At 57.3% G+C, this 19,991-nt stretch carries 23 protein-coding genes; 13 read left to right on the forward strand and 10 right to left on the reverse strand.

Features of this window, described 5'->3' with window-relative positions; genetic code table 11:
- Positions 1-28: 28 nt before the first annotated feature.
- From AACU78_RS13040 to AACU78_RS13090, 12 genes are read left to right on the forward strand one after another with little or no spacing between them, the layout of a single operon-like run.
- Positions 29-316 (forward strand): putative phage tail assembly chaperone, encoded by a 288-nt coding sequence (locus tag AACU78_RS13040; RefSeq protein ID WP_106576239.1) that lies wholly within the window; start codon positions 29-31, stop codon positions 314-316.
- Between the two features lie 20 nt (positions 317-336).
- A complete protein-coding gene (locus AACU78_RS30080) occupies positions 337-480 on the forward strand; it encodes a DUF6890 family protein (protein ID WP_370881244.1) in 144 nt (47 codons plus the stop codon).
- 6 nt (positions 481-486) lie between these two features.
- On the forward strand, positions 487-2,841 hold the full coding sequence (locus AACU78_RS13045; protein ID WP_106576241.1) for a phage tail tape measure protein: 2,355 nt from the start codon (positions 487-489) through the stop codon (positions 2,839-2,841).
- Positions 2,838-3,155 carry a DUF2590 family protein gene (locus AACU78_RS13050; protein WP_053253851.1) on the forward strand — a complete coding sequence of 106 codons (318 nt, stop codon included), beginning with the start codon at positions 2,838-2,840 and terminating at the stop codon, positions 3,153-3,155. Before AACU78_RS13045 ends, AACU78_RS13050 begins: the two co-directional genes overlap by 4 nt.
- On the forward strand, positions 3,152-4,324 hold the full coding sequence (locus tag AACU78_RS13055; protein WP_106576242.1) for a baseplate J/gp47 family protein: 1,173 nt from the start codon (positions 3,152-3,154) through the stop codon (positions 4,322-4,324). The genes AACU78_RS13050 and AACU78_RS13055 overlap by 4 nt, the downstream gene beginning before the upstream one ends.
- Entirely contained in the window at positions 4,321-4,845 is a 525-nt protein-coding gene (locus AACU78_RS13060; protein ID WP_106576244.1) for a phage tail protein, read from the forward strand. The genes AACU78_RS13055 and AACU78_RS13060 overlap by 4 nt, the downstream gene beginning before the upstream one ends.
- 9 nt (positions 4,846-4,854) lie before the next feature.
- Positions 4,855-7,194 carry a phage tail-collar fiber domain-containing protein gene (locus AACU78_RS13065; RefSeq protein WP_106576246.1) on the forward strand — a complete coding sequence of 780 codons (2,340 nt, stop codon included), beginning with the start codon at positions 4,855-4,857 and terminating at the stop codon, positions 7,192-7,194.
- Entirely contained in the window at positions 7,191-7,688 is a 498-nt protein-coding gene (locus tag AACU78_RS13070) for a hypothetical protein (RefSeq protein ID WP_256586905.1), read from the forward strand. Before AACU78_RS13065 ends, AACU78_RS13070 begins: the two co-directional genes overlap by 4 nt.
- A gap of 46 nt (positions 7,689-7,734) precedes the next feature.
- On the forward strand, positions 7,735-8,607 hold the full coding sequence (locus tag AACU78_RS13075; protein ID WP_256586906.1) for a hypothetical protein: 873 nt from the start codon (positions 7,735-7,737) through the stop codon (positions 8,605-8,607).
- A complete protein-coding gene (locus tag AACU78_RS13080) occupies positions 8,604-9,149 on the forward strand; it encodes a baseplate complex protein (RefSeq protein ID WP_106576249.1) in 546 nt (181 codons plus the stop codon). The genes AACU78_RS13075 and AACU78_RS13080 overlap by 4 nt, the downstream gene beginning before the upstream one ends.
- On the forward strand, positions 9,146-9,850 hold the full coding sequence (locus AACU78_RS13085) for a hypothetical protein (protein ID WP_106576250.1): 705 nt from the start codon (positions 9,146-9,148) through the stop codon (positions 9,848-9,850). The genes AACU78_RS13080 and AACU78_RS13085 overlap by 4 nt, the downstream gene beginning before the upstream one ends.
- Complete coding sequence (locus tag AACU78_RS13090) at positions 9,823-10,794, forward strand: hypothetical protein (RefSeq protein WP_106576252.1); 972 nt, start codon at positions 9,823-9,825, stop codon at positions 10,792-10,794. Before AACU78_RS13085 ends, AACU78_RS13090 begins: the two co-directional genes overlap by 28 nt.
- A 15-nt stretch (positions 10,795-10,809) precedes the next feature.
- Here AACU78_RS13090 and AACU78_RS13095 read toward each other — a convergent pair whose 3' ends face one another.
- Both AACU78_RS13095 and AACU78_RS13100 read right to left on the reverse strand, forming a co-directional pair.
- Positions 10,810-12,198, reverse strand: coding sequence for an ATP-binding protein (locus tag AACU78_RS13095; protein ID WP_106576253.1), 1,389 nt, complete (start codon positions 12,196-12,198; stop codon positions 10,810-10,812).
- Between the two features lie 709 nt (positions 12,199-12,907).
- The gene (locus AACU78_RS13100) at positions 12,908-13,123 is read right to left on the reverse strand and encodes a hypothetical protein (protein WP_106576255.1); all 216 of its coding nucleotides are present in this window, start codon (positions 13,121-13,123) and stop codon (positions 12,908-12,910) included.
- 878 nt (positions 13,124-14,001) lie between these two features.
- On the opposite strand from AACU78_RS13100, the gene AACU78_RS13105 reads away from it, so the two are divergent.
- Complete coding sequence (locus AACU78_RS13105) at positions 14,002-14,370, forward strand: hypothetical protein (protein ID WP_106576256.1); 369 nt, start codon at positions 14,002-14,004, stop codon at positions 14,368-14,370.
- Positions 14,371-14,625: 255 nt separating this feature from the next.
- On the opposite strand, the gene AACU78_RS13110 is transcribed toward AACU78_RS13105, so the two are convergent.
- From AACU78_RS13110 to AACU78_RS13145, 8 genes are all read right to left on the reverse strand, one after another.
- A complete protein-coding gene (locus tag AACU78_RS13110; RefSeq protein ID WP_177410066.1) occupies positions 14,626-15,000 on the reverse strand; it encodes a c-type cytochrome in 375 nt (124 codons plus the stop codon).
- Positions 15,001-15,192: 192 nt separating this feature from the next.
- Positions 15,193-15,462 (reverse strand): short-chain dehydrogenase, encoded by a 270-nt coding sequence (locus AACU78_RS13115; RefSeq protein ID WP_106576259.1) that lies wholly within the window; start codon positions 15,460-15,462, stop codon positions 15,193-15,195.
- A gap of 222 nt (positions 15,463-15,684) precedes the next feature.
- Positions 15,685-16,725 (reverse strand): DMT family transporter, encoded by a 1,041-nt coding sequence (locus AACU78_RS13120; RefSeq protein ID WP_106576261.1) that lies wholly within the window; start codon positions 16,723-16,725, stop codon positions 15,685-15,687.
- 68 nt (positions 16,726-16,793) lie between these two features.
- Complete coding sequence (locus AACU78_RS13125) at positions 16,794-17,129, reverse strand: hypothetical protein (RefSeq protein ID WP_106576263.1); 336 nt, start codon at positions 17,127-17,129, stop codon at positions 16,794-16,796.
- 100 nt (positions 17,130-17,229) lie between these two features.
- On the reverse strand, positions 17,230-17,583 hold the full coding sequence (locus tag AACU78_RS13130) for a gamma-glutamylcyclotransferase family protein (RefSeq protein ID WP_106576264.1): 354 nt from the start codon (positions 17,581-17,583) through the stop codon (positions 17,230-17,232).
- Between the two features lie 9 nt (positions 17,584-17,592).
- Positions 17,593-18,252 carry a M24 family metallopeptidase gene (locus AACU78_RS13135; protein ID WP_106576266.1) on the reverse strand — a complete coding sequence of 220 codons (660 nt, stop codon included), beginning with the start codon at positions 18,250-18,252 and terminating at the stop codon, positions 17,593-17,595.
- A gap of 207 nt (positions 18,253-18,459) precedes the next feature.
- Positions 18,460-19,038: a DUF4337 domain-containing protein gene (locus AACU78_RS13140; RefSeq protein WP_106576268.1), complete on the reverse strand. Its 579-nt coding sequence runs from the start codon at positions 19,036-19,038 to the stop codon at positions 18,460-18,462.
- Between the two features lie 54 nt (positions 19,039-19,092).
- Positions 19,093-19,977, reverse strand: coding sequence for a LysR family transcriptional regulator (locus AACU78_RS13145; RefSeq protein WP_106576269.1), 885 nt, complete (start codon positions 19,975-19,977; stop codon positions 19,093-19,095).
- Positions 19,978-19,991: the final 14 nt, after the last annotated feature.

The following is a 19,991-nucleotide window of genomic DNA, read 5'->3' on the forward strand; positions in this document are numbered from 1 at the left end:
CACCCAACCTCTGAACGGAGCAACACCCATGACCGATACACGCGATATCACCCTGGAAGTAGGCGACAAGGAATTCACCTTCGCCCTGACCCCCCAGGACGTGACGAAGTACTTCAACGCCGTGACCCAGGCCAACAAGGTTTCGCCGGCGAATAACCTGCTGGTGACCACCGTTAAGCAGGAAGAACGCGCCACCCTCAAGCCTCTGTTGGGTAATCCGGTGCTGGTCATGCAGCTGGCGGGCGCGCTCCTCGAGGAGTACGGCCCGGACGTTGAAATCACCGTAAAAAAGCCCTCGAGCACGCCGAACGACTGACCGAAAACGGCCTGGGCCAACTGGTGGCCCTGGCCGGCCGCTGGCTACCAGGTGCCGAGCCCACCGCAGAGGTGATGGGAACGGCCAAGTGGCTGGAGGACGAGCATTGGCGCCGCATGGAAATCGCCATTGCCAATGGCATCGCCTACGCACTCAACGGATAAACACTGATGGCTGACAAAAGCGCCCGCCTGGCCTTTATTTTGAGCCTGACCGATAAGGTCACGGCGCCAATGGGCAAGGTCAAAACCGGTTTTTCCGACCTGGCCGAACAGAGCGAAAAGCACATCAAAACCATGGGTTTTGGTCTGGCGGGCATCACGGGCGCCTATGTCGGTATCACCCAATCCATGGAACCCGCTTTGGAGATGAACCGCGCCCTTGGCGAGGTCCGATCGCTGAACGTGGCCGAAGAAGCCTTGAACTCGCTGAACCGTAAGTCACTGGAGTTCTCGGTGGCCTACGGCGAGAACGCCAAGGACTTTGTCGCCTCGGCGTATCACATCGAGGGCGCCATCAAAGGGTTGGTTGGCAGCCAGCTGGCCACCTTCACCAATGCCAGCAACGTGTTGGCCAAGGCCACCAAGTCCGACGCCGACACCATGGGCACCTATGTCGGCACCATGTACAACTTGTTCAAAGGCCAGGCCGACGCCATGGGCAAAGGCCAATGGGTTGAAACCCTGGCGGGCCAGACGGCCACGGCCGTGCAGCTGTTTCGCACCAGTGGCGAGCAGATCGGTGAGGCGTTCAAGGCTGCAGGTGGCTTGGCCAGCACTGCCGGTGTGAGCCTGGCCGAGCAGATGGCTGTGTTGGGAACGCTGGGCAGCACCATGGACGGCGGCGAGGCTGGCGGCCTCTACAAATCCTTCTTTGAAAACGTCAGCGCTGCCTCTGAAAAGCTGGGCATGAAGTTCGTGGATCAGCAGGGCAAATTGCTGCCGATGATGGACATCCTGGACAAGCTCAAAGGCAAGTTTGGGGATCTGTCGATTGAGGCCAACGGCGCGAAGCTGCGCGATGCTTTCGGTGGCGAAGCGGCGCGGTTGATCAGCAGCCTGATGGGCGACACCGACCGCCTGAAAAACGGCATGGAGCGACTGGGCAATGTGCGCGGCCTCGAGAACGCCGAGCGCATGGCCAAGAACATGGTGGACCCGTGGCAGCAGTTCAGTTCGGCTGTCGAGGCGTTGCGCATTGCCTTCGGCCAGGCGTTGATCCCGATCCTGACCCCGCTGATGGAGCGCCTGGTGGGGATTGCCAGCACGCTGACCCGCTGGACTCAGTTGTTCCCCAACATCACGCGCTTGATTGGGATCGTAACCCTGTCGTTCCTGGCGATTACCGCCGCCATGTCGTTGCTTACACTGACCGTGGGGCTTTCGAAAATGGCGTGGCTGGGGGCCGTTGTGGTGTGGAATGCCCTCACCTGGTCGGGTTATCGCAGTATCGCCATGTTCCTGTACCACACCGTCATGGTGGTGGGGTTCGTGGCCGGCCTGGTGCTGATGGTTGCCTGGATGGGCCTGGTCAAGGGCGCAATGTTGCTCTGGCAGGGCGCGATCTGGCTGGTCAACACCGCGTTGCTGGCCAACCCGGTGGCCTGGATCGTGATCGGCATTGTTGCCCTGGTCGCGGCCGTGGCGGCGGCGATCATCTATTGGGACGACTGGACCAGTGCGCTACTCAATAGCGAGGCATTCCAGTGGGTTAGCGGCCAGTTGACTGCGCTGTCGGAGTGGTTCGACTCGATGGGCGGTTGGTCGAACATGGCCAGCGCCGCGTGGGACGCCATCGTCAACGTCTTTAAAAGCGCTATCAATGGCTTGATCGAGATGTTGAACAAGATCCCCGGCGTGAACATTGAAGCGGCGTTCGGGGACATGCCGGCGGCGCCAGAGCTTCCCACCATTAGCGCCCCGCAGGTCGAAGCGCCGTTACTGCCTCAACTGGTAAGCGCGCCCCAGCAATCGATCCAAGCACCGCCCCTGGTGCTGGCTCCCACGCCTAAAGCACCGGCGCCGGTGATGCCGACGCTGGAAGCGTTGCAGCCCCCAGCGAAGGCGCCGGCACTGGTATTGGCCCCGGCCATGGCCGCACCTGCAGCGTTGCAGCCGCCGGCACAGCTTCCATCCCAGGTTCTGGCGCCGGTGGCGCAGCCCCAAACGCCCAAGGAATTGCCGCGCACGTTGCCCAAGCTGGTGGCAGTGCCGCCGGTACAAACGCCGGCGCCGATCGGGCCGCAGTTAACTGTCCCGCAGCCGCTGCAGACGCCGCCCCTGGTCACCGCTCCCGCTCCCACGGAGAAGGCCGAGCAAAGCCAGCAGCGCATCAACGGCTCTGTATCAACTCTGTCTCCGAAACGGCCTGACGCGGTACCCCGGGGCGGCTTCCTGGCCAGCATCCAGAACAACAATCAAACCCAGAACAAGGGCACTCACGTGGAGAACGTCAACATTCATACCGCCAAGCAAATGAACCCGCTGGAACTGGAAGGCATGTTGGCCATGGCGGTGGGCGGATGAGCGAGTACATCGACCTGCTGATCATGGACAACGACCTGGTGCTGGACCCATCGCGTCAGCCGCTGCTGATCGAAGACCGGGCCAGCATCGCCCAGGACATCGCGCACATGATCCGCGAGAGCGGGTTGCTGGTCACGCTGGTGGCTGAGCGTAGCCGTCTGCGTCAGCGCGACTGCATCCAGCAACTGGAACTGCTGGTGGAAGCCGACGAGCGCCTGGTACCGGGTACGGCGCTGATCAAACAAGTGGAGTCTGGCCATTACCTGGTCACGGCGAAAACGCTGAAATTTGGCGACATCGAGGTGACGTTGTGAGCGACGTAGATTTTAAACAGGCATTGGCAGACAGCGGCATTCCTGTTACCGAGAACGGGTTGCGCCAGGCCTGGGAAAAGGAGGTTGCCGCGCAGGGAAGCAAGCTAAGCAACACCAGCGCCTATTCGCCGTTCTGGCGACTGATCACCGCGCTGGTGACCAAGCCGGTGCTGTGGCTGATCAACTTTGTCAGCGGCACGGTTCTGCCCAATTTCTTTGTTAAAACCGCCGTGGGTAAGTGGTTGGACATGCTGGCCTGGGCGGTCAACGTCGAGCGCAAAGGAGCGACCAAGGCCCAAGGCACGCTGTTGTTTACCAGGGACGTCGCCGGCGGCGTGCTGGAGTTGCCCGCCGGCATCCTGGTGCAATCCGCCGCTATCAACGGCCACATTTATCAGCTGACTACCACCCAGGCGGCGACCTTTGCGGATGGCGTGCTGCAGCTGGAAGTCCCGGTGGAAGCGCAGGAAGTGGGCAGCGGCTACAACTTGGCCCCGGGTTACTACGCAATCCTCCCCGTGCCCATTGCCGGCATCGCCCAGGTGGTGAACGCGGATGGTTGGCTGATTGCACCAGGTGCAGACCCTGAGCCGGACGATCAGCTGCGTTTGCGCACACGCAACCAGTTCTCGGCGGTCAACCAGTGGCACACCGACTCGGTGTACCGCGCCATGATTTCCGCCTTCCCAGGTGTGCGGCCGGACGGGGTGTATTTCCTGCATGGCGCGCCACGGGGCCCCGGCAGCGCAAATGCCTACGTGTTGTTTGATGCAGACGTACCGGCGTCGACGTACCTGGAGCAAATCAACTCGCATATCCGTGACCAGGGCAACCATGGCCACGGTGATGACATGCTGGTAATGGTCATGCCTGAGACACAACACGCGCTCAGCCTCACCTGGTGGCCCCGGCCGTTACTGACAATCGAGCAACGCGAAAAACTGCAGGCGGAAATTGGGCAGTTCATCCGCGCGGCCTTTCGGGAGAGCGGCACCGGCGACTATCAGCCGACGCTGACCTACCCCCAATCGCGGTTCTCGTTCAGCCGCCTGGGCGAAGAGCTTCACCAGCAATTCGCCGGCATTGAATCGTTGCATTTTGACAATGCCGACATCGTGTCAGAGCTGACCATTCCCCGGATCAAGACCCTGCAGGTGGTGCAGGCATGATCAAGCTCAATTTGCCTTTCTGGCTGGATGGCCCGCAGTTGGCCAAGTTGAAAGCCGCCGCGCAGTCCTGGTGGCAGAAAGTCGAAGGCTGGCTGCAATGGCCGCTGCTGCAGATGGACGCGGACACCTGTCACATCACTGTGCTGGATCTGCTGGCCTGGCAGCGCGACATCAGCCGCTTCAAAGACGAACCGGAAACCCTCTACCGGCTGCGGGTGAAGTTCGCCTTCATAAACGCGGTCGACGCCGGCAGCACGGCCGGGCTCAAACGCATCCTGCAGCGATTGGGCGTTGGCTATGTCGAGATCAACGAACGGTTGCCCGATCGGGATTGGGACGTGGTGCTGCTTCGCCTTTCCGATTCCCAACTGTCGCAAAACCCGGAGCTGATGCGCGTGCTGATTCAACAGTACGGCCGCACCTGCCGGCGCTATGACTTCGTGACCATCACCCCCGTATCACTGCGCATCGTCGCGGTGGACTTCAACGACGACCAGCAAACGCTGGTCGCCAGCCTGTAGGAGCCCCCCATGGGAGCCAGCATTACCCTTGCAGGTGAAAGCCTGATCGCGCAGAAAGTCGGCGCACAACAATCTCTAAACGTTGCTCGATTTGTCCTGGCCAACGTGCCCGGGCTTGACCCAAACGCTACTGTTGATCGAGCGGCGGGCAAGCCGGTGCCGGCGCAAGTTGTCGGCACCTATGAGGTGACCCAGAAAGGTTTCGTGAATCCGAACCAGGTGGTTTATAGCCTGATGCTCGGTAGCGACATCGGAGATTTTGACTTCAACTGGATCGGCCTTGAGACCAGTGAAAACGTGTTGCTGGCCGTGGCGTATCTGCCGGTACAGCAAAAGCGCCGAAACATCCCGCCGCGCCAGATCGGCAACAACGTAACGCGTAACTTTTTGGTGGTGTTTGACGGCGCCCATGCGCTGACCGGGATCAAGATCGATGCAAGCACCTGGCAACATGACTTTACTGTGCGACTGAGCGGCATCGATGAGCGCGAACGCTTGAGCAATCGCGATGTGTTCGGCCGTGCCTGCTTTCAAGGCAGCGCTTTCGAACTGGAGAAGGTCGGCGCTGCTTACCGCCTGAAGCCTGGTATTGCCTACGTGGAAGGTATCCGACTGGAGCGCCAAAGCGTGCAGGCGGTTGAGATTCCATCAATTCCCAACAAGGCCTGGCTTGATGTGAGGCTGCAGCGCGAATTGAGCGATGTGGTGGGCGTGTACCAAGTCGTTTTCGGCGCCGATAAGCAGGACTACACCGACAGCGCCGGTGTTCGCCACTACCTGGTCCCCATTGCTGACATTCCGACCACCAGTGCGATCAACGACCTGCGAGCCGTCGAGCCGATCGCCGGCGAGCTGATCAAGCATCTGGCAGCCCGGGCAGGTGACTACCCCCTGTTGCGCGCCCGAGCCACGACCAAAGCTGACGTAGGGCTGGACCAGATCCCGAACGCCATCAGCAATGATTCAAACTCGGATGACCCTTGGGTACTGGCCACCACTCGCATGGTGCAGTTGGTACGAAACAGCCTAAATGCCGGGATCAACGCGCTGGTGACCGGCACGACTGCAGCCGGCAAAGCGCTGAAACTGGCCACCGCGCGCAGATTCATTTTCAGCGGCGCAGCCACCGGCAGCGCGACCTTTGACGGCTCCGCTGACGTGGAAGTCGCTCTGACTCTTGCTGACAGTGGCGCAGTCGCAGGTGGCTATACGAAGGTCACTATTAACACGAAGGGTTTGATAATAGCGGGGAGCAATCCCACGACGCTGGGCGGCTACGGCATCACTGACGCGTACTCAAAAACAGATGCTTACAACGCATTTGTAAAACAAGGTGGTGGGATCGGGCAAACGCCAAACCGTGTGTTCATTGGTTGGTCTGATATAGGGCTCAAGGCGACAGTTGACGCTACTGATCTAGGTCGGATTTGGACCGAATACAGCTTCAATCCTAATACCAAAGCGGATAAGTCAAATTCGCTTGCGGGTTATGGCATTAAGGATGCGTACACCATTGATCAAACTAATCAGCAGATAAATTATCGTGTTATCCGCGACGGCATCACAGCTGCCGGCCTTGCTGGGGGAGATATAAATCTTCCGTACTTCCGTCGGGAGTCAGATGGACAAGTCCAATATCTTCAACCGAGGTTAGGGTATACGGCAGTCCAACAAGGCACTGGTGTCGGACAGTTAGGGAATGTTATTAAGATTGGTTGGAGTGGTAGTGCACTCAAGGCTACCGTTGACAATCTTGATCTAGGCGTAGTCTGGTCCGCGTGGAACTTCAATCCTGATGACAAGGCCAACAAAGGTTCCTCTTTAGAGGCGTATGGCATCACGAATGCCTACACGATCGAGCAGACTAACCAACAGCTCTTGCTCAGGACTGTGGGGGATTCTGTGTCTACGTTAGGGTTTGCAAGTGGTAACACGGCGTACCCGTACTTTCGTCATAAAGAGAGTGGGCAGGTTTACTACCTTCAACCACAGCTTGGGTTCGCGCCCGTAGAACAGGGTGGTGGCGCGGGGCAGGCCACTAACAAAATTCGCTACGGTTGGGATAGTCAAGGCCGAGGCATGCGTACCCAAGTAGACAGTTCCGACATGGGGTTGCAGTGGGGCGAGAAGAATTTTTACAGGCCTGATGGCGATAACTTTATGGGTGTCGGCGTAATGGGCACTTCAATACAACTTCCGCCCGGCGGTTCATGGTGTTACTCACTGATGCACTACTACGCGGCCGGCCAGGGCGTTGTTGGAAAAAGTGGCCATGCACCTGGTGGAACAGTTATTTCTTTTGCTGGTGGTGCAACTATTTATGGTTTTGCTTGGAGGTATGCGCCGTGATTGAAGAATTTGAAAATGCCCGGGTTGCAGCTCCGATTGACGATTTTCCATCTGTTCCGCCGGCGGAGGTAATGGTGATGTTCAGTGACGTGTCCGTTAAAGCAGACAAAACTTTTGTGGTCACCGTTGCCGGTAATCGGTGTCATGTTACCCGGGACTACAACAAGGATCTTTATCAGGCCATTCGCGCCTACCTGGACGAAGGCGGGAAATTTTCCAAATATGCGGAAGATGTTTTCGTCGATTCAGATCCTCTTGTCCTTGCACGACTTTGGGCTGAAACAAGTCTGCAAAAAACAGAAGCGCTCGTTGCCGAATACCGCGACGCCCGCGACCTGGGCGGGGACTTGCCGATCACGGCTGAGCAATTCACAACTCTGCTGACTTGGCGTCAGGCGGTTAGAGACTGGCCGAAAGCCAAACACTATCCGGCCGAGTCGAGCCAGCCTAAAGCGCCTGATTGGTTGAGCGCGGTTCTACAAGATGGCAAATGATTGGGCGCCGGTGGCAATGCGTTGGCCCGCCCAGGCTACCCAATGGATGGGACAACTTTCAGCAGCCCAGGGGCTTGCCGGCGGTGAGTTGGTCGGCACGGCTAAACGCCTGGCAGACCTGAGCGGGAAAACCTCCACAAGCCCAGGGCCGGTGGGTGGTGCTGCCCAAGGCGCGATTGCGGCGGGCCGTGCCGCACTCGCTGAGCAAATGGGCGACATTCCTATCTGCTTGGTGGTGACGCCATTTCAAAGCGGGATTGGTCAGGGCCGTGGCTACCAGCGGTTCCTTTCCGCGCCGAACTTGCTGCAGCAGCTCGCCGGCAAACTGGTGGACGTGAGCGACACCGGCCGGCCGGACGGCCCCCAGTTCGCCCTGTGCGTAATGTTCCTGTCGACGCGCTTTGATCAGTTGGCGGCGAGCCTGGCACGCTTCAACGCTTTGTTGCCGTTGCCTGACCTGGTGCGAACTGAACGCCGCGCACGTCACCTGTCGAAGCTGGAAGCGGAAAAGTGGGAGATTCCCGCCGCCGGCACTTTGCCGCGTTGGCAGGCGTTGCCCTTGGAGCGCTGCACTGTAGTGAAGGCCGCGCAGCAATCCATGGCCGGCCAACTGGCCGTTTTGGAGGGTTACGCCGCCGACAGTTCGCCCATGGCTGATCTTGCCGCGCTGGCCAGCCGCAAAGCCGCCCAGCAAAAGGGCCGGGATCAGCAACTGGCCGGCCTGAAAGCGCTGTTGGCCGATGGCAACCCCGACAGCAGCATGTGTGCCCGCATGATCGGCCCTGGCAACGCCACTGAGTTACGCGAAGCGCTGTTGACCGGCGACGCCCCGGGGCATGAGTGGGTACTGTGCGCGGGCGCGCTCCTGGTGGGATCTGAGAAGGGTTTGAGCTTCGTCCGCGAACTGGTGGGCCTATGACTCTGCTACTTGACGGGCACCAGGTGCGCGGGAAATACCTCAAGGTCACTGGCAATTTGCGTATCGAGAGCGACGATCTGTCAGGCCAGACAAGCAACACTGACAAGGGGCACAAGGGCTTCAAGCCCAAGACCCTGACCGTCAACCTGATGATTCCGTTCGTTGACCAGGAGCAACTGCGCGACCTGATGCGCCTGGTGGAAGCGACCGCCGGCGGTGGCCAGCTCAAGACCTACCGAATCGTCAACGATACCGCCGCCGCGTTCGGCATGCGCCAGGTGACCTTCACCGAAGGCGTGAGCGCCCGGGAGGACGACAACCTGCGCGCCTGGCTGATTCAGTTCACCTTGGCTGAAAAGCTGTCCAACCCGGAGAAGGTCGAAGGGCGGCGATCGGGCAACGCGGTTACCGCGCAGTCTGGCCCTGGCGGGGCGGTTGGCGGCGCCGGCGGCGATTCACCTGATGGGGCCGAGGAACTGACCGGCTTTGAAGCAACTTTGAAAAAAGTTGACACCTGGCTGGGCGGGGGTGCCAAGGAATGAAGCTGCACAAGGAATTGGCCATCAACGGCAAGCCGTATGCCCTGGTCAAAAACGAAGTTCGGCTGGACGCAAAAAGCCCCGGCCGGGCGACGTTTACCGTTCAGGCCTCTGCACCGGTCAAGGGTTTGGTGACGCTCGATATCGGCTACAACGACAGCCCACTGCAGCGACACTTCATTGGCTACGTCGAACGCTCCACCACGGCCAGCAGTGGCCAGCAGGTGCTGTTCTGCCGCGAGTTGGCCGCGATCCTGGCCAACTCGCTGCCGCTGAACCTGCGTCACGTCGACCTGCGCGCGGTCCTGGTCGAGATCGGCCAGCACACCGGTTTGCGCTTTCGCGTACCGGACCGGCTGTATGCCGGCGTGAAGGCGCCGTTTTTCTACAGCTTGGCTGCCGGCTATCAAGCCATGGACAGCCTGGCCCGGGTTTTCAACATCCCCGACTTTATCTGGCAGCAACAGGGCGATGGGGAAGTATTCGTGGGCAGCTGGGCCGACAGCTTCTTCGGCGTTCGCTCGCCGCTGCAGCTTCCGGTGGAGCTGTTCGACGACTACCAGGGCAACCAAAGCGCGATGATTGCGGCCCTTCCCGGGTTGCGACCAGGTGCAACAATCAACCACGGCGAGCGCATCACCAGTGTGGCGCTCATCGACAATCAAATGGCCATCCGATGGACGACGCAATCCGCCGCAGCGTAGAACGACAATTCCCCGAACTCACTGGTGGTTACCACCTGCCACGCTTTGCCCGGGTTGTCGCCGTGGCCGACGCGCCCGCCGGCGCCGGGATCTGTGACGATTTCCGCCCACGCTACGCGGTCGACATTGAGGTCATGGGGCCTGACGGCGAGCCAGACACCAAGCTGCCGATCCTGGCCGGCGTGCCGTTGCCACTGCCCACCGGTGGTGAGGAAATGGGCATCTATGCGTTCCCCGAGGAAGGCACACAGGTTGTGGTGTGCTTCGCGTACGGTCTGCCGCACAAGCCCTATATCCAAACCATTTTGCCCCACGGCCTGAGTATGCCCCGCGTCCCGAAAGGTGACCAGGTGTGGCAGCACAGCGAGGCGTGCCAGCAGCGGGTCGACGCTGACGGCAATTGGCTGCGCCAGACTGACGGCAAGATCCTGGACAAGGCGATAGAGCGGAACGTGGAGGCCATGAGCAACACCGAGCGGTACCAGAGCCACACCAAGAACGTAGACGATCATTCAACCGAATTGGTGGGGGGTATCAAGACACTTGAAGCCCTGGGCGCGCTCAAGCTGTTATCGGGCGGATCTGCGAGTCTTGCAGCGGTAGATGACTTACACCAGGCGACCGGGCGGGACCTCAACCTGGTAGTGGGGCAGAAGCACAACGCGACGGTGGGCGGCGATATGGAGGAAAGGATTCAGGGGCTGCGTAAGAGCGTGGCGGCGGTCAGCCAGCGGTTGGTAGCGCCCAAGACCTGGATCGGTTCCGAGGATGTGAACCTATTTAAGGTTGTATGCGACACGCTTGATCTGTTGCAAGAGATGAACACCCAATTGTCTGTGCATACTCATGGCCCGACACCGCCCCCAAATACTGCTTCAGCATTTAAAGACGGTGCGGCTCAGGCGTTACATTTCTCTACCGCCCTTAAGGCAATCACAAGGTGATAGTACGCAATTAACTTATGCCTTGATGTATTCATACTTGAATACTTGAACATTTTCATCGACCGGCTTTATCTTTCCATCCGCACGTAAGCGCTGAAGTGCTTTTTTGACTTTCTGCATATCATCCTCACCGCTCAGGTGCCTTACTAACTTATTCGTTATAATGGCCCCGGGATTGTCATTCAAGTACGCTTCGACGACGTCTACTACTGAGGCGATCCTTTGGTGCTTAATTGTTACGATGAAAGCATTTTCTGCTTCTTCAAAGTCTGGCGCGACAAGGCCGACCTTCTTAAGCTCATTTCTTGCTGTATCTAAGCCTTCGCCGATGTCATGGTTTACCGGGTTGGGCAGATTGTGCAGCATGCGAACGATGTTAGGATTGCGCGAGAACCGATCATCATAAATGTTGTCGGTGGTCATATATCCTGGAAGTCGACCAGGACTTCTAATCTCAACTCTGTTATCAAAAATTCTAATATGAACATCATCATTTAGGCTGTAATCGCGATGTATTACAGCGTTAACAAGAACTTCCTTTAGAGCTTCTGCCGGGTACTGGAGCTTTACGATGCTTTTGCCGTCATTGTAAGAGGCACCATCTATATACTTTGCCACCTGAGCGATAGACTGGCTGATTAATTCCTCCACAGTCCCATTTATGGTTACAGGCATCTCCTCAAGCTGCTCTCTCTTGTATTCCTTATCTGTAGTGCGGAGTCTATAAACTTTAATCGCACAGCGAGTTTGTAGCGTGGCTTGTGGTGTCTCGTCGAATAACAGTACGCACCCAACATTCGGTAGTCGCACGTCATCTTTTTTTGTCAATAGTCTCTGTTTTCTGAGAAAGATTTCAGGATCAAGTACGGATTTAATTCTGTGTATGTAATTTTTTAGATGTGGGCTCTCTAGAATTTCCTCAACATCAAGATCGTCAACTGCTTTTCGTTCGTATAGTTCGGCTCCTTTTGAGTAACCAAGTTGAGTGATTCGCTCGCCTTTGATTTTTGATTTTCGAGCGTTGACTCTGATATAACAATCGCCATTCGCGGCGTAATGTACCTTGGGGCTCTTAGGGATGCCGAAGTGAAGGATAAGCCCTCTCTCGCCAGTGTCGAGAAATTCGATTACTACGTTTTCTACGGCAGGGGTAGTTTGTTCAAGAAGTGTGGATATCAAGTCGTTAGCTTTCTCTTGCTCTGTAAAGCCGACTATTCTTTCGCCTGAGACTGCTTTATCTTCGATGCCAACATACAAGTCTCCTCCATCCGAATTTGCAAAGGCGACGAATGATTCCTGCAATTTTGCGGGGCTGATACGAAAACTTTTAACATCGTTAAAGTGGTCTTCATTCAAATCCAGCAGCTTTTGCAGTTCTTCTGGCGTGATTGCGAAAACTTCCATTTCTACCCCTGATCTGCTCCGATTGATGAGGCGAGTAGGCCAGCGTTACCACTCGCATTTCAAGTGTTTTTCGTAAGCACATATCTTGAAAACAGGTAGAAGGGCCTACACCCGAATAAATGTATTGAACGCGGCTATCTTTGCCGACGGCACCAGGCCTGTGCGCACACACGCTCATCGTTGTATTCATTCCCACTCAGACCAAACCGGTCACTGCAATCTCTGCAGGGAGTGCGTCCAGCGGCCGGCAGGAAGGATCCGGGTCGAGTGGCATATTCCACTTCATATGCTTGATAGAAACTGATGGCGGAAGAAAAAATATTGGGAAAAAGCACTTATCCCCCTCCCGCCGACGGGGTTTGCGTCCTTTTTTTGTGCAAATCCAGATGTAGTGCAAACGAACCGGCAGCCTAGACGGGCCGGGGGGCTCTTGAGGGGGTCGGCAGTTTCACAGATTGCAAAGTTTTGAAGAGAAGTGCAGGACGACTGCACGGAGGTGCAGCTGACGATCACGGACCGGGGAGGGCTGGAGGCCCCGGATTCATTGGTCTGTGTACAGAGAAATACAGGAGTAAGGGTATTTTCCAAAACGAGATAGGTCTTTTTTCTCGCCGACCGTGGCTGCCGTCGATGAGGTCGAAAGCTGTCATAAGCCACGAATCTTGTGGGTTTGCCGAGAAAGTGGCATTTCACAATTTGTCTCGATTCATCAGCTGGCGCCTGGCCTTCTCAATCTGGCCAAACCTTGCTTGATATGCCCCGCGTTCTCACCGATTGCCTCTAAGGCACCACGCACGTTTTCACCCACTTCTACGGAGCCATGTTGTTCCAGGCGTAGCGTGAGTTCCATCAAAGCGGCTTCAAGTGCCAACTGATTTTCATACATCCTTTCAAGCACATCTGAGAGCGAATATTCATGCGCCATACAAGGGGTTCCTATTGTGAGCTCTCAGACTAGCCCCAAGCTGAAGAAATCGCCAAACAGATGGCGATTTTGGAACCAGGGCTGGGAAAAAGGTAATTTTGGTTAGGAAAGGCATTAAATCTGCCGCAGCCCGCGTAGCTCGTGGGTTTGACGTATTACCTTGAGGGGTAATATCTGGTAATGGCGAAGGTAATATTCGTCCAAGTCCCCCGGTTTTGTTGAGGATTGAGCCTGTCAGTAATTACCTGATGAAAAGGTAATGACCTAACCTACAAATTACCAAATTATTACCTTTCTAAATATCTAGCAAGCTACTGAAATTAAAGGGTTTTATTCTGATTTATCAAGCGTATTACCAATATTACCTTTTTCCCATGCCTCAACATAAATCGGGCGACACCCCGTTTTTTACCCCCTTTCAACCCTCGCGCACTAACTTGGTGCAAAAGCCATGGGACCACCATGGGACTGAGAAAGCCGATTTTTTAGAGCGAGAGCATCGCTGCAGCCCGCGTAAACCGGGCACTTGCATAATGAAAGTGACTTTGCGGGTAGTTTCGAATCTCTCCTTCACCGCCACATTAAGTAAACACAAACCCCTGATTTTCCTAGAGAAAGTCGGGGGTTTGTGGTTTTTGGTGTCTGGAAATTATCTCCATGGGACGGGTGTGCTAGGTGGGTACATAAGTACAGCCAATAACTGAATTGGCAGGGCCGATCCATCTGCCGCTGACGACTTTGTCTATGTGTGACTGATCCCACCCAAGCGGCTATTCAGCTATCACAAATCAGCGGCGTTCAGTCCTCAGTGCCCTTGCCCCCGGTGCGTCGTAAACCTACAACTACACTTTGTGCATCGAGCACTCTCAGGACAGCGCATGGATATCACAATTCATCGCAAGAAAGGCCTGTTTGATAGCGCTTATGGTCAAGCTATTGCGCTGGCAATCTTGTTTGACGGTAAGGTCGTAGGGCGCCTGGAAACGGGTGAAACATTATCTCTAGTCCTTCCGGATGCTTGCGGGACGTTGCAAGTCGGTCTGCTTGACCCCGCAAATTCGCCTTATGTAGGAAGCATGTCTGGTGCGCTCATATCGATCAGCAATGCTCAGAGCCTTACCCCGGGGCAAGCCGTTCAGGTTTTTTCGGTACGAACTCGCAAATGGGTGTTTTTTGATGTGCTGGGTTTGGCGGGCATAGCACCCTTTAAGCGCTGGGCGCTGGCGCTTGAGATAGATCGAAGTTAGAACGCTTCTGACAAACTGCAATTGACGGCAGTAGACCTTGGCCATGCGCCGCTTCGATTTGTAAACGGCAGGCCGTTATCAGCAAGGCGATAAAAGAACTTTATAGTGGCTTAACGCTGAATTCGAATAAGGCCGCTTATTTAATACAGGCCCTCACACGCTCGCTCGGTGAGAGAGCTTGTTTTGCGAGGGTTATCCCCATCTACTTGGCAAATGACAAAGTAATTGATACATGGATTGCTGTTTAAAAAAACATCATTTTTTTAAAATAGCGCCACTCATATATTGATTCAAATCGCGAAAATCATTAACCGTCCAGGCATGGGGCGGCACCTTCACACCATTGTCCCGCAACGTTCTCGGAATCAAGTCTCCATTCGGCCGAAGTATTACCGACGATACAATAACGCCCGGATAATCACTCAGTCGTTTCTTGAAAGCAGGTGTTGTCAAATCAGGCGTAGGCGGATTGCTCTTATGCGCTAATGGTCCTGTTCCCTTGATATCAGCTCCGTGGCACATGGCGCATCGCTGTAAGAACAGGTTTTTCCCATTGGTATTTTCCGCGAAGGACAGGGGCGTTTGGATGAGCGATAACATTCCCAGCGTAGCGATGAACACTATTTTCATTTTTATAAGGTCTTGTTGTTTGAGTCAGGGCTGAATCGAAGGGGATCCCGCAGGTGCCATTGCAGCTCAGTGTATAGGCGAGCCCTTGAATTCTAAAGCGAGGGACATGGCGTCAAATACGTGACAAACAAAACCCCCAGGTTTCTGCAGAGACCTGGGGGTTGTGGAGTTTGAAAGCGTAGCGTTCTTAGATCATGCGCGCGGCATGTCCATCCGCCGCGCAATGACATCCAGCAAGTCGCACCCGTCGCGCAGCGGAATTGAGCAGAGCAACGCAAAATCGCTGAGCACCACTGCATCACTACTTATCTCACTACGTAGTGCAAGGTTCTCAAGCACTTGGGTGACGGCCTGCAGCCGATAACTCGCGGCGTCGAGGAGTACTTCCAGCGGTGCAGTGGTATCGACAAAAAGTGCCGGTGTGGCGCTGTCGTTGCTGGTAAGGGCCATGTATTGGTTCATGAGTGACTCCATTAAGACAAAGATAAATAACCACGACGCTTTTTCACCCGCTACGGCCAAAAACGGCCGTTGCCTGGCATAGCGTTGTTTGCATTCCGTCTTGTAGTCGAGTCGCCAAACCCGGCCGCTCACACAGCGACCGAGCGACTATAAGGTTGGTCTTTGAAAAACAGGAGCGAGCTGCTTCCGAATGGGCTGTAGGACGTTGCTCAAATCGGTGCCTCAATGCCGATGCCGATGATGCACATCCGGAAAGTGCGCATGGCTATGCTTCATCACGCTGTGAACATGCACGTGACTATGTGGCTGCGCCGGGTCCCACTCGAACCCATGCTCATGCTGATGATGCTCATCATGCACGTGCCGATGCCCGTGTTCCGTCGCGTCATGCAGATGTTCGTGCGCATGCCGCTCTGTCAGGTGCAACCACACGCCCACGGCCATCAGCGCCGACGCAATCCAGAACGCCACCGTCACCGACTCCCCGAATGCCAACAGGGCCACCGCCGCCCCAAGGAACGGCGCCGTCGAGAAGTACGCTCCGGTGCGCGCACTGCCCAGCCCGCGCAAGGCCAGTACAAACATGACCAGGCTGATGCCGTACCCGAGAAACCCCACCAGCAAGATCGGCGCCAGCTGCGCCACACCCGGCATCTGCGCCCCGAGGTACAGCGCCAGGCTGCAGTTCACCAACCCGGCAATCAACCCTTTGGCCCCGGCGATAAACAGCGCGTCCGACGCGGATACCTTGCGCGTCAGGTTGTTATCGATGCCCCAGCATAAACAGGCGACTGCCACGGCCACCGGCCCGAGCCAATCGTGGCTGGCGCCGCCGGCGTCGGACCAGGACAGCACCACGCCGCCCAGCACAATGGCGATCATGCCGAACACAATGCGCCGGTCGGCATTTTCTCTGAACACCCGCCAGGCGATGACGGCGGTCAGCACCGATTCAAGGTTGAGCATCAGCGAGGCGGTCGTGCCGGCGGTGCGGGTCAGGCCGAACATCAGTGCCACCGGCCCGAGGATGCCGCCGAACGCGATGGCGCCGATCAGCCACGGCCATTCAGCCGGGGTGAGCCCAGTGGGTTTCCAGCCATGATCACGGATCAGGCGCACGCCTGCGAGGCCGACGCCGCTGCCGAGGTAGAGCAGGCCGGCAAGCAGTATGGGCGAGAGGCCCAGGCCGAGGGTTTTGGCGAGCGGGGTGCTGGCGCCGAACAGCGCGGCAGCGGCGAGTGCGTAAAAGATACTGAGGTTCATGGGCCGTCCTCGAAGGTCTGGCCCATGATACGTCGCTTGTCGGGCTCAAGGCCCTGACAACTTCCTGCTTATTGCGCGGTTTTCAGCTTGATCACATCACCGGAGATTTTGGTGGTGTAACCGCTCAGCACCCAGGCCCAGAACCAGTTTTCCTGCACTTGGGTGTTGATCAGCGCGTCGCCGCCTTTGGCCTTGATGGCCGCAGTCTGGGCGCGCACGAAGCGGCTATTCTGGCCGATCGGGATGACGCCGAACAACATGATGCCGGTAGCGCTGGCTTCACTGTGGCCCAAAACGGTGTATTGGCTGCTGTCGTACTGCGGGGATTTGATGGCGGTGCCGGTGCAGCCTGCGAGGGTAAAACCGAGAACAGCTGCTGCAACCACTTTACTGACGTACTTCACTGTGTAACTCCATGGACTGACCCTCGAGATTCAATTCTCGAGGGGGCGCCACTTTAATCTGCACAGTGGCAGATTGAAATCAATTGCCCGCAATTTCATCTCAGGCTTGCACGTAGACCCACGCTGTCAGGCCCGAAGCCAATGCCACTGACACACGCTTGTAGTCCGACACCTCGTAGGCATCGGCTGCCGCCAGTTCCTGCTCGTTGATCTGAAACACCATGCCTTCAACGCTGGCAGCCTGTTCTTCGGTCGGCGCGACAATCGGGTGGTGCGTCTTGCCGCTGGTGGCCAGCACTTCGGGGTCGGTGATTTCGACCCAGCTTTGCGAATAGCCGAGCATCGCGTCGTGCTGGCCGACCAGTTCCCGGCCAAAGTTGGCCAGTTGCACGGCCTTGTCTTGCAAGGTGCCGTAGGAAAACAACAGCACGGGGAATTGGGTGGAGTGTTCCATGGGTATTCCTTAAGCGAGTAGGTCTTCGTAAAAAGCGCCGTAGGGCTTGCTCGGGTGGGCAATCTGAATTTCCAGGATCCACAGCCCGGCGTTCGGGCAATGCTCGAAATCCCCCAGGTCGCCGCCACGGTGGATCGCGTGAGGAAAGTCGCTGACGCGGTGGCCCTTGATGTCCAGGTTCAGTTGCCAGCCCATGGCCTTGGCGTGTTCCTCGGCGTAGCGGTATAGCTCAAGGCCTACGACCTGGTCATTTTTCCAGCGCGATTGTACGCGGTCGAACAGTACTTTGGCGGCGCTGGCGCAGGCGATCATTTCAGGGTCGTTGCCGGTGGTGAAGGTAGCGCCGGCGTCACCTTCGTGGCCTTGCCAGACGGCGCCCATGTCGATAAAGAAGATATCGTTTTCACCCAGCACCGGGTCGCCGTCCGAGCGCTGGTTGAAAGCCTTGAGGGTATTGGCGCCAAACCGCACCAGCAGCGGATGCCAGATGCGTTGCATGTCGAGCTCGGCGAGTACCTGTTTGCCCAGCTCACGCGCTTGGGATTCAAGCATGCCGGGGCGAATGCGTTGGGCGAGGTGGTCGATGGCTTGCCACGTCATGGCCTGGGCGTAGCGCATGGAGTCGATACTGTAGGCGGCGCCCACGGCTTCTTTGGGTTGTGCAGTCACCGGTTTCCCCTCGCATTGAACAGCATCAGGCGTTATGCGTTTTACTATATAGCGATGTGATGGCTGAACCCAACTCCGAAAACACCGCAGAGCCCATGTGGGAGCTGGCTTGCCTGCGATAGCGGTGGCACAGCAAACATTAATGCTGCTTGACCCACCGCCATCGCAGGCAAGCCAGCTCCCACATTTTTGACTGTGTTCAGTCTGTCAGAGCTGCAACCACGCCAGGCCACCCAGCACCACGGCGACCCCGCCAGCGGTATACGACATCCGCTTCAACCACTCCTTGCGCGTCAGCAACGTAATCGCCGCCAACGAAATCGCGATCTGAATCGCCGTCATCGCCTGCGCCCAACGGTGATGCTGGTGCAGCGCCTCTTCGGATTTCTGATCCCATTCCTTGGAGGTCGCCTCAAGCTTTTCGGCCTGTTTGCGCACGTCTTCCTTCTGGCTCTTGTAACGCTCGATCTCATCCTTGTAATGCGCAGCGTCCACGCCGGGAATATGCGTGGCCAGTTCGGCCAAATTCTGCCGGCTGGATTTGGCCTGGTAGTAGTTCCACTGGTTGGCGGCTTCGGTCTTGATGATGGCGGCGTTGTTCTTGTCCATCGCCGCTTCGCTTTCGGTGGAGCCGGCCTGGTAGCTGAGCATGGCGCCGAGGGTGGCCATCAGCGCGGTCATCACGGCGATGCGGCTGGCAAAATTGTCACCGCGCCCGTGCGCATGTTCGGTGGTGTGTTCGATGTGTTTTTCGTGGGGGCTGGGGACTTCGAAGGCTTCGGACATGGGGGCGTCTACGAACGGAATGAGGGAGACTGATTCTTTACCAACCAAGCTGTCTCAAGCCTGTACGTAATGCTGCAAACCTGCGACCAGCGCATCAAAGGTCACCCGGCAGCGCGGGCTGTTGCGCAGGTCTTCGTGCATGGTCACCCAGGTGTCCATCTTGAACGCGAAACCTTCAGGCAGCACCCGGTGCAGGCGTGGGTTCTGCTTGGCCAGTTGCACCTGGCAGCCGCCGATACCGGCACCGGCGCGGATCAGCGCCAATTGCGCCAGGTCACTGTCGCTGCTGATGGCGAAGGCGCTGCGTTCAAAGCCCTTGATGGCCAGGCTGCGGATAAACGCGTTCTCCTGGTCGAAACCGATCACGGAATGGCTGACCAAGTCCTGCATTTGAAGTGGGGTGCCGCGTTCTTGCAGGTAATCATCGCGGGCGTGCAGGCCCACTTCGATCAAGCCGACACGCCGCGCCAGCAATTGCTCCTGGCTGGGGCGGACCATGCGCACGGCGATGTCGGCCTCCAGTTGCAGCAGGTCGATCAGGCGGTTGGTCAGGATCAGTTCAACCCGCAGGTGCGGGTGCTGGCGGCGCAGCGCGGTGATGATCGGCGGCAGCACTTCCACGCCGACCACCTCACTGGCCGAGACCCGCACCACCCCGCGCACTTCATCGCCTTGAGAAGACGCCGCGCGTTCCAGGGCGGCGGCGGTGCGCTCCATGGTTTCAGCATGGGCGCGCAGGGTGTGCGCCACCGCAGTTGGCAACAGCCCCGTCGGTGAACGGGTAAAAAGCACCACGCCCAGCGCCGTTTCAAGCGCGGCAATGTGCCGACCGACCGTGGGCTGTGTGATGCCAAGCTGCCGTGCGGCCCCCGACAACGAACCTTCCTTGAGTACACCAAGGAACGATCGGTAAAGCTCCCAACCAATATTTGCGGCCATGCATAAATGTATAG

It is taken from the genome of Pseudomonas sp. R9.37 (genome assembly GCF_963878885.1).
GTDB lineage: Bacteria > Pseudomonadota > Gammaproteobacteria > Pseudomonadales > Pseudomonadaceae > Aquipseudomonas.

Excerpts from the sequence above, each read along its gene's own strand:
- AACU78_RS13040 (WP_106576239.1), top strand. The coding sequence starts at position 29 with ATGACCGATACACGCGATATCACCCTGGAAGTAGGCGACAAGGAATTC.
- AACU78_RS13045 (WP_106576241.1), top strand. The coding sequence starts at position 487 with ATGGCTGACAAAAGCGCCCGCCTGGCCTTTATTTTGAGCCTGACCGAT.
- AACU78_RS13050 (WP_053253851.1), top strand. The coding sequence starts at position 2,838 with ATGAGCGAGTACATCGACCTGCTGATCATGGACAACGACCTGGTGCTG.
- AACU78_RS13060 (WP_106576244.1), top strand. The coding sequence starts at position 4,321 with ATGATCAAGCTCAATTTGCCTTTCTGGCTGGATGGCCCGCAGTTGGCC.
- AACU78_RS13065 (WP_106576246.1), top strand. The coding sequence starts at position 4,855 with ATGGGAGCCAGCATTACCCTTGCAGGTGAAAGCCTGATCGCGCAGAAA.
- AACU78_RS13075 (WP_256586906.1), top strand. The coding sequence starts at position 7,735 with ATGGGACAACTTTCAGCAGCCCAGGGGCTTGCCGGCGGTGAGTTGGTC.
- AACU78_RS13080 (WP_106576249.1), top strand. The coding sequence starts at position 8,604 with ATGACTCTGCTACTTGACGGGCACCAGGTGCGCGGGAAATACCTCAAG.
- AACU78_RS13085 (WP_106576250.1), top strand. The coding sequence starts at position 9,146 with ATGAAGCTGCACAAGGAATTGGCCATCAACGGCAAGCCGTATGCCCTG.
- AACU78_RS13090 (WP_106576252.1), top strand. The coding sequence starts at position 9,823 with ATGGACGACGCAATCCGCCGCAGCGTAGAACGACAATTCCCCGAACTC.
- AACU78_RS13095 (WP_106576253.1), bottom strand. The coding sequence starts at position 12,198 with ATGGAAGTTTTCGCAATCACGCCAGAAGAACTGCAAAAGCTGCTGGAT.
- AACU78_RS13100 (WP_106576255.1), bottom strand. The coding sequence starts at position 13,123 with ATGGCGCATGAATATTCGCTCTCAGATGTGCTTGAAAGGATGTATGAA.
- AACU78_RS13105 (WP_106576256.1), top strand. The coding sequence starts at position 14,002 with ATGGATATCACAATTCATCGCAAGAAAGGCCTGTTTGATAGCGCTTAT.
- AACU78_RS13110 (WP_177410066.1), bottom strand. The coding sequence starts at position 15,000 with ATGAAAATAGTGTTCATCGCTACGCTGGGAATGTTATCGCTCATCCAA.
- AACU78_RS13115 (WP_106576259.1), bottom strand. The coding sequence starts at position 15,462 with ATGAACCAATACATGGCCCTTACCAGCAACGACAGCGCCACACCGGCA.
- AACU78_RS13120 (WP_106576261.1), bottom strand. The coding sequence starts at position 16,725 with ATGAACCTCAGTATCTTTTACGCACTCGCCGCTGCCGCGCTGTTCGGC.
- AACU78_RS13130 (WP_106576264.1), bottom strand. The coding sequence starts at position 17,583 with ATGGAACACTCCACCCAATTCCCCGTGCTGTTGTTTTCCTACGGCACC.
- AACU78_RS13140 (WP_106576268.1), bottom strand. The coding sequence starts at position 19,038 with ATGTCCGAAGCCTTCGAAGTCCCCAGCCCCCACGAAAAACACATCGAA.
- AACU78_RS13145 (WP_106576269.1), bottom strand. The coding sequence starts at position 19,977 with ATGGCCGCAAATATTGGTTGGGAGCTTTACCGATCGTTCCTTGGTGTA.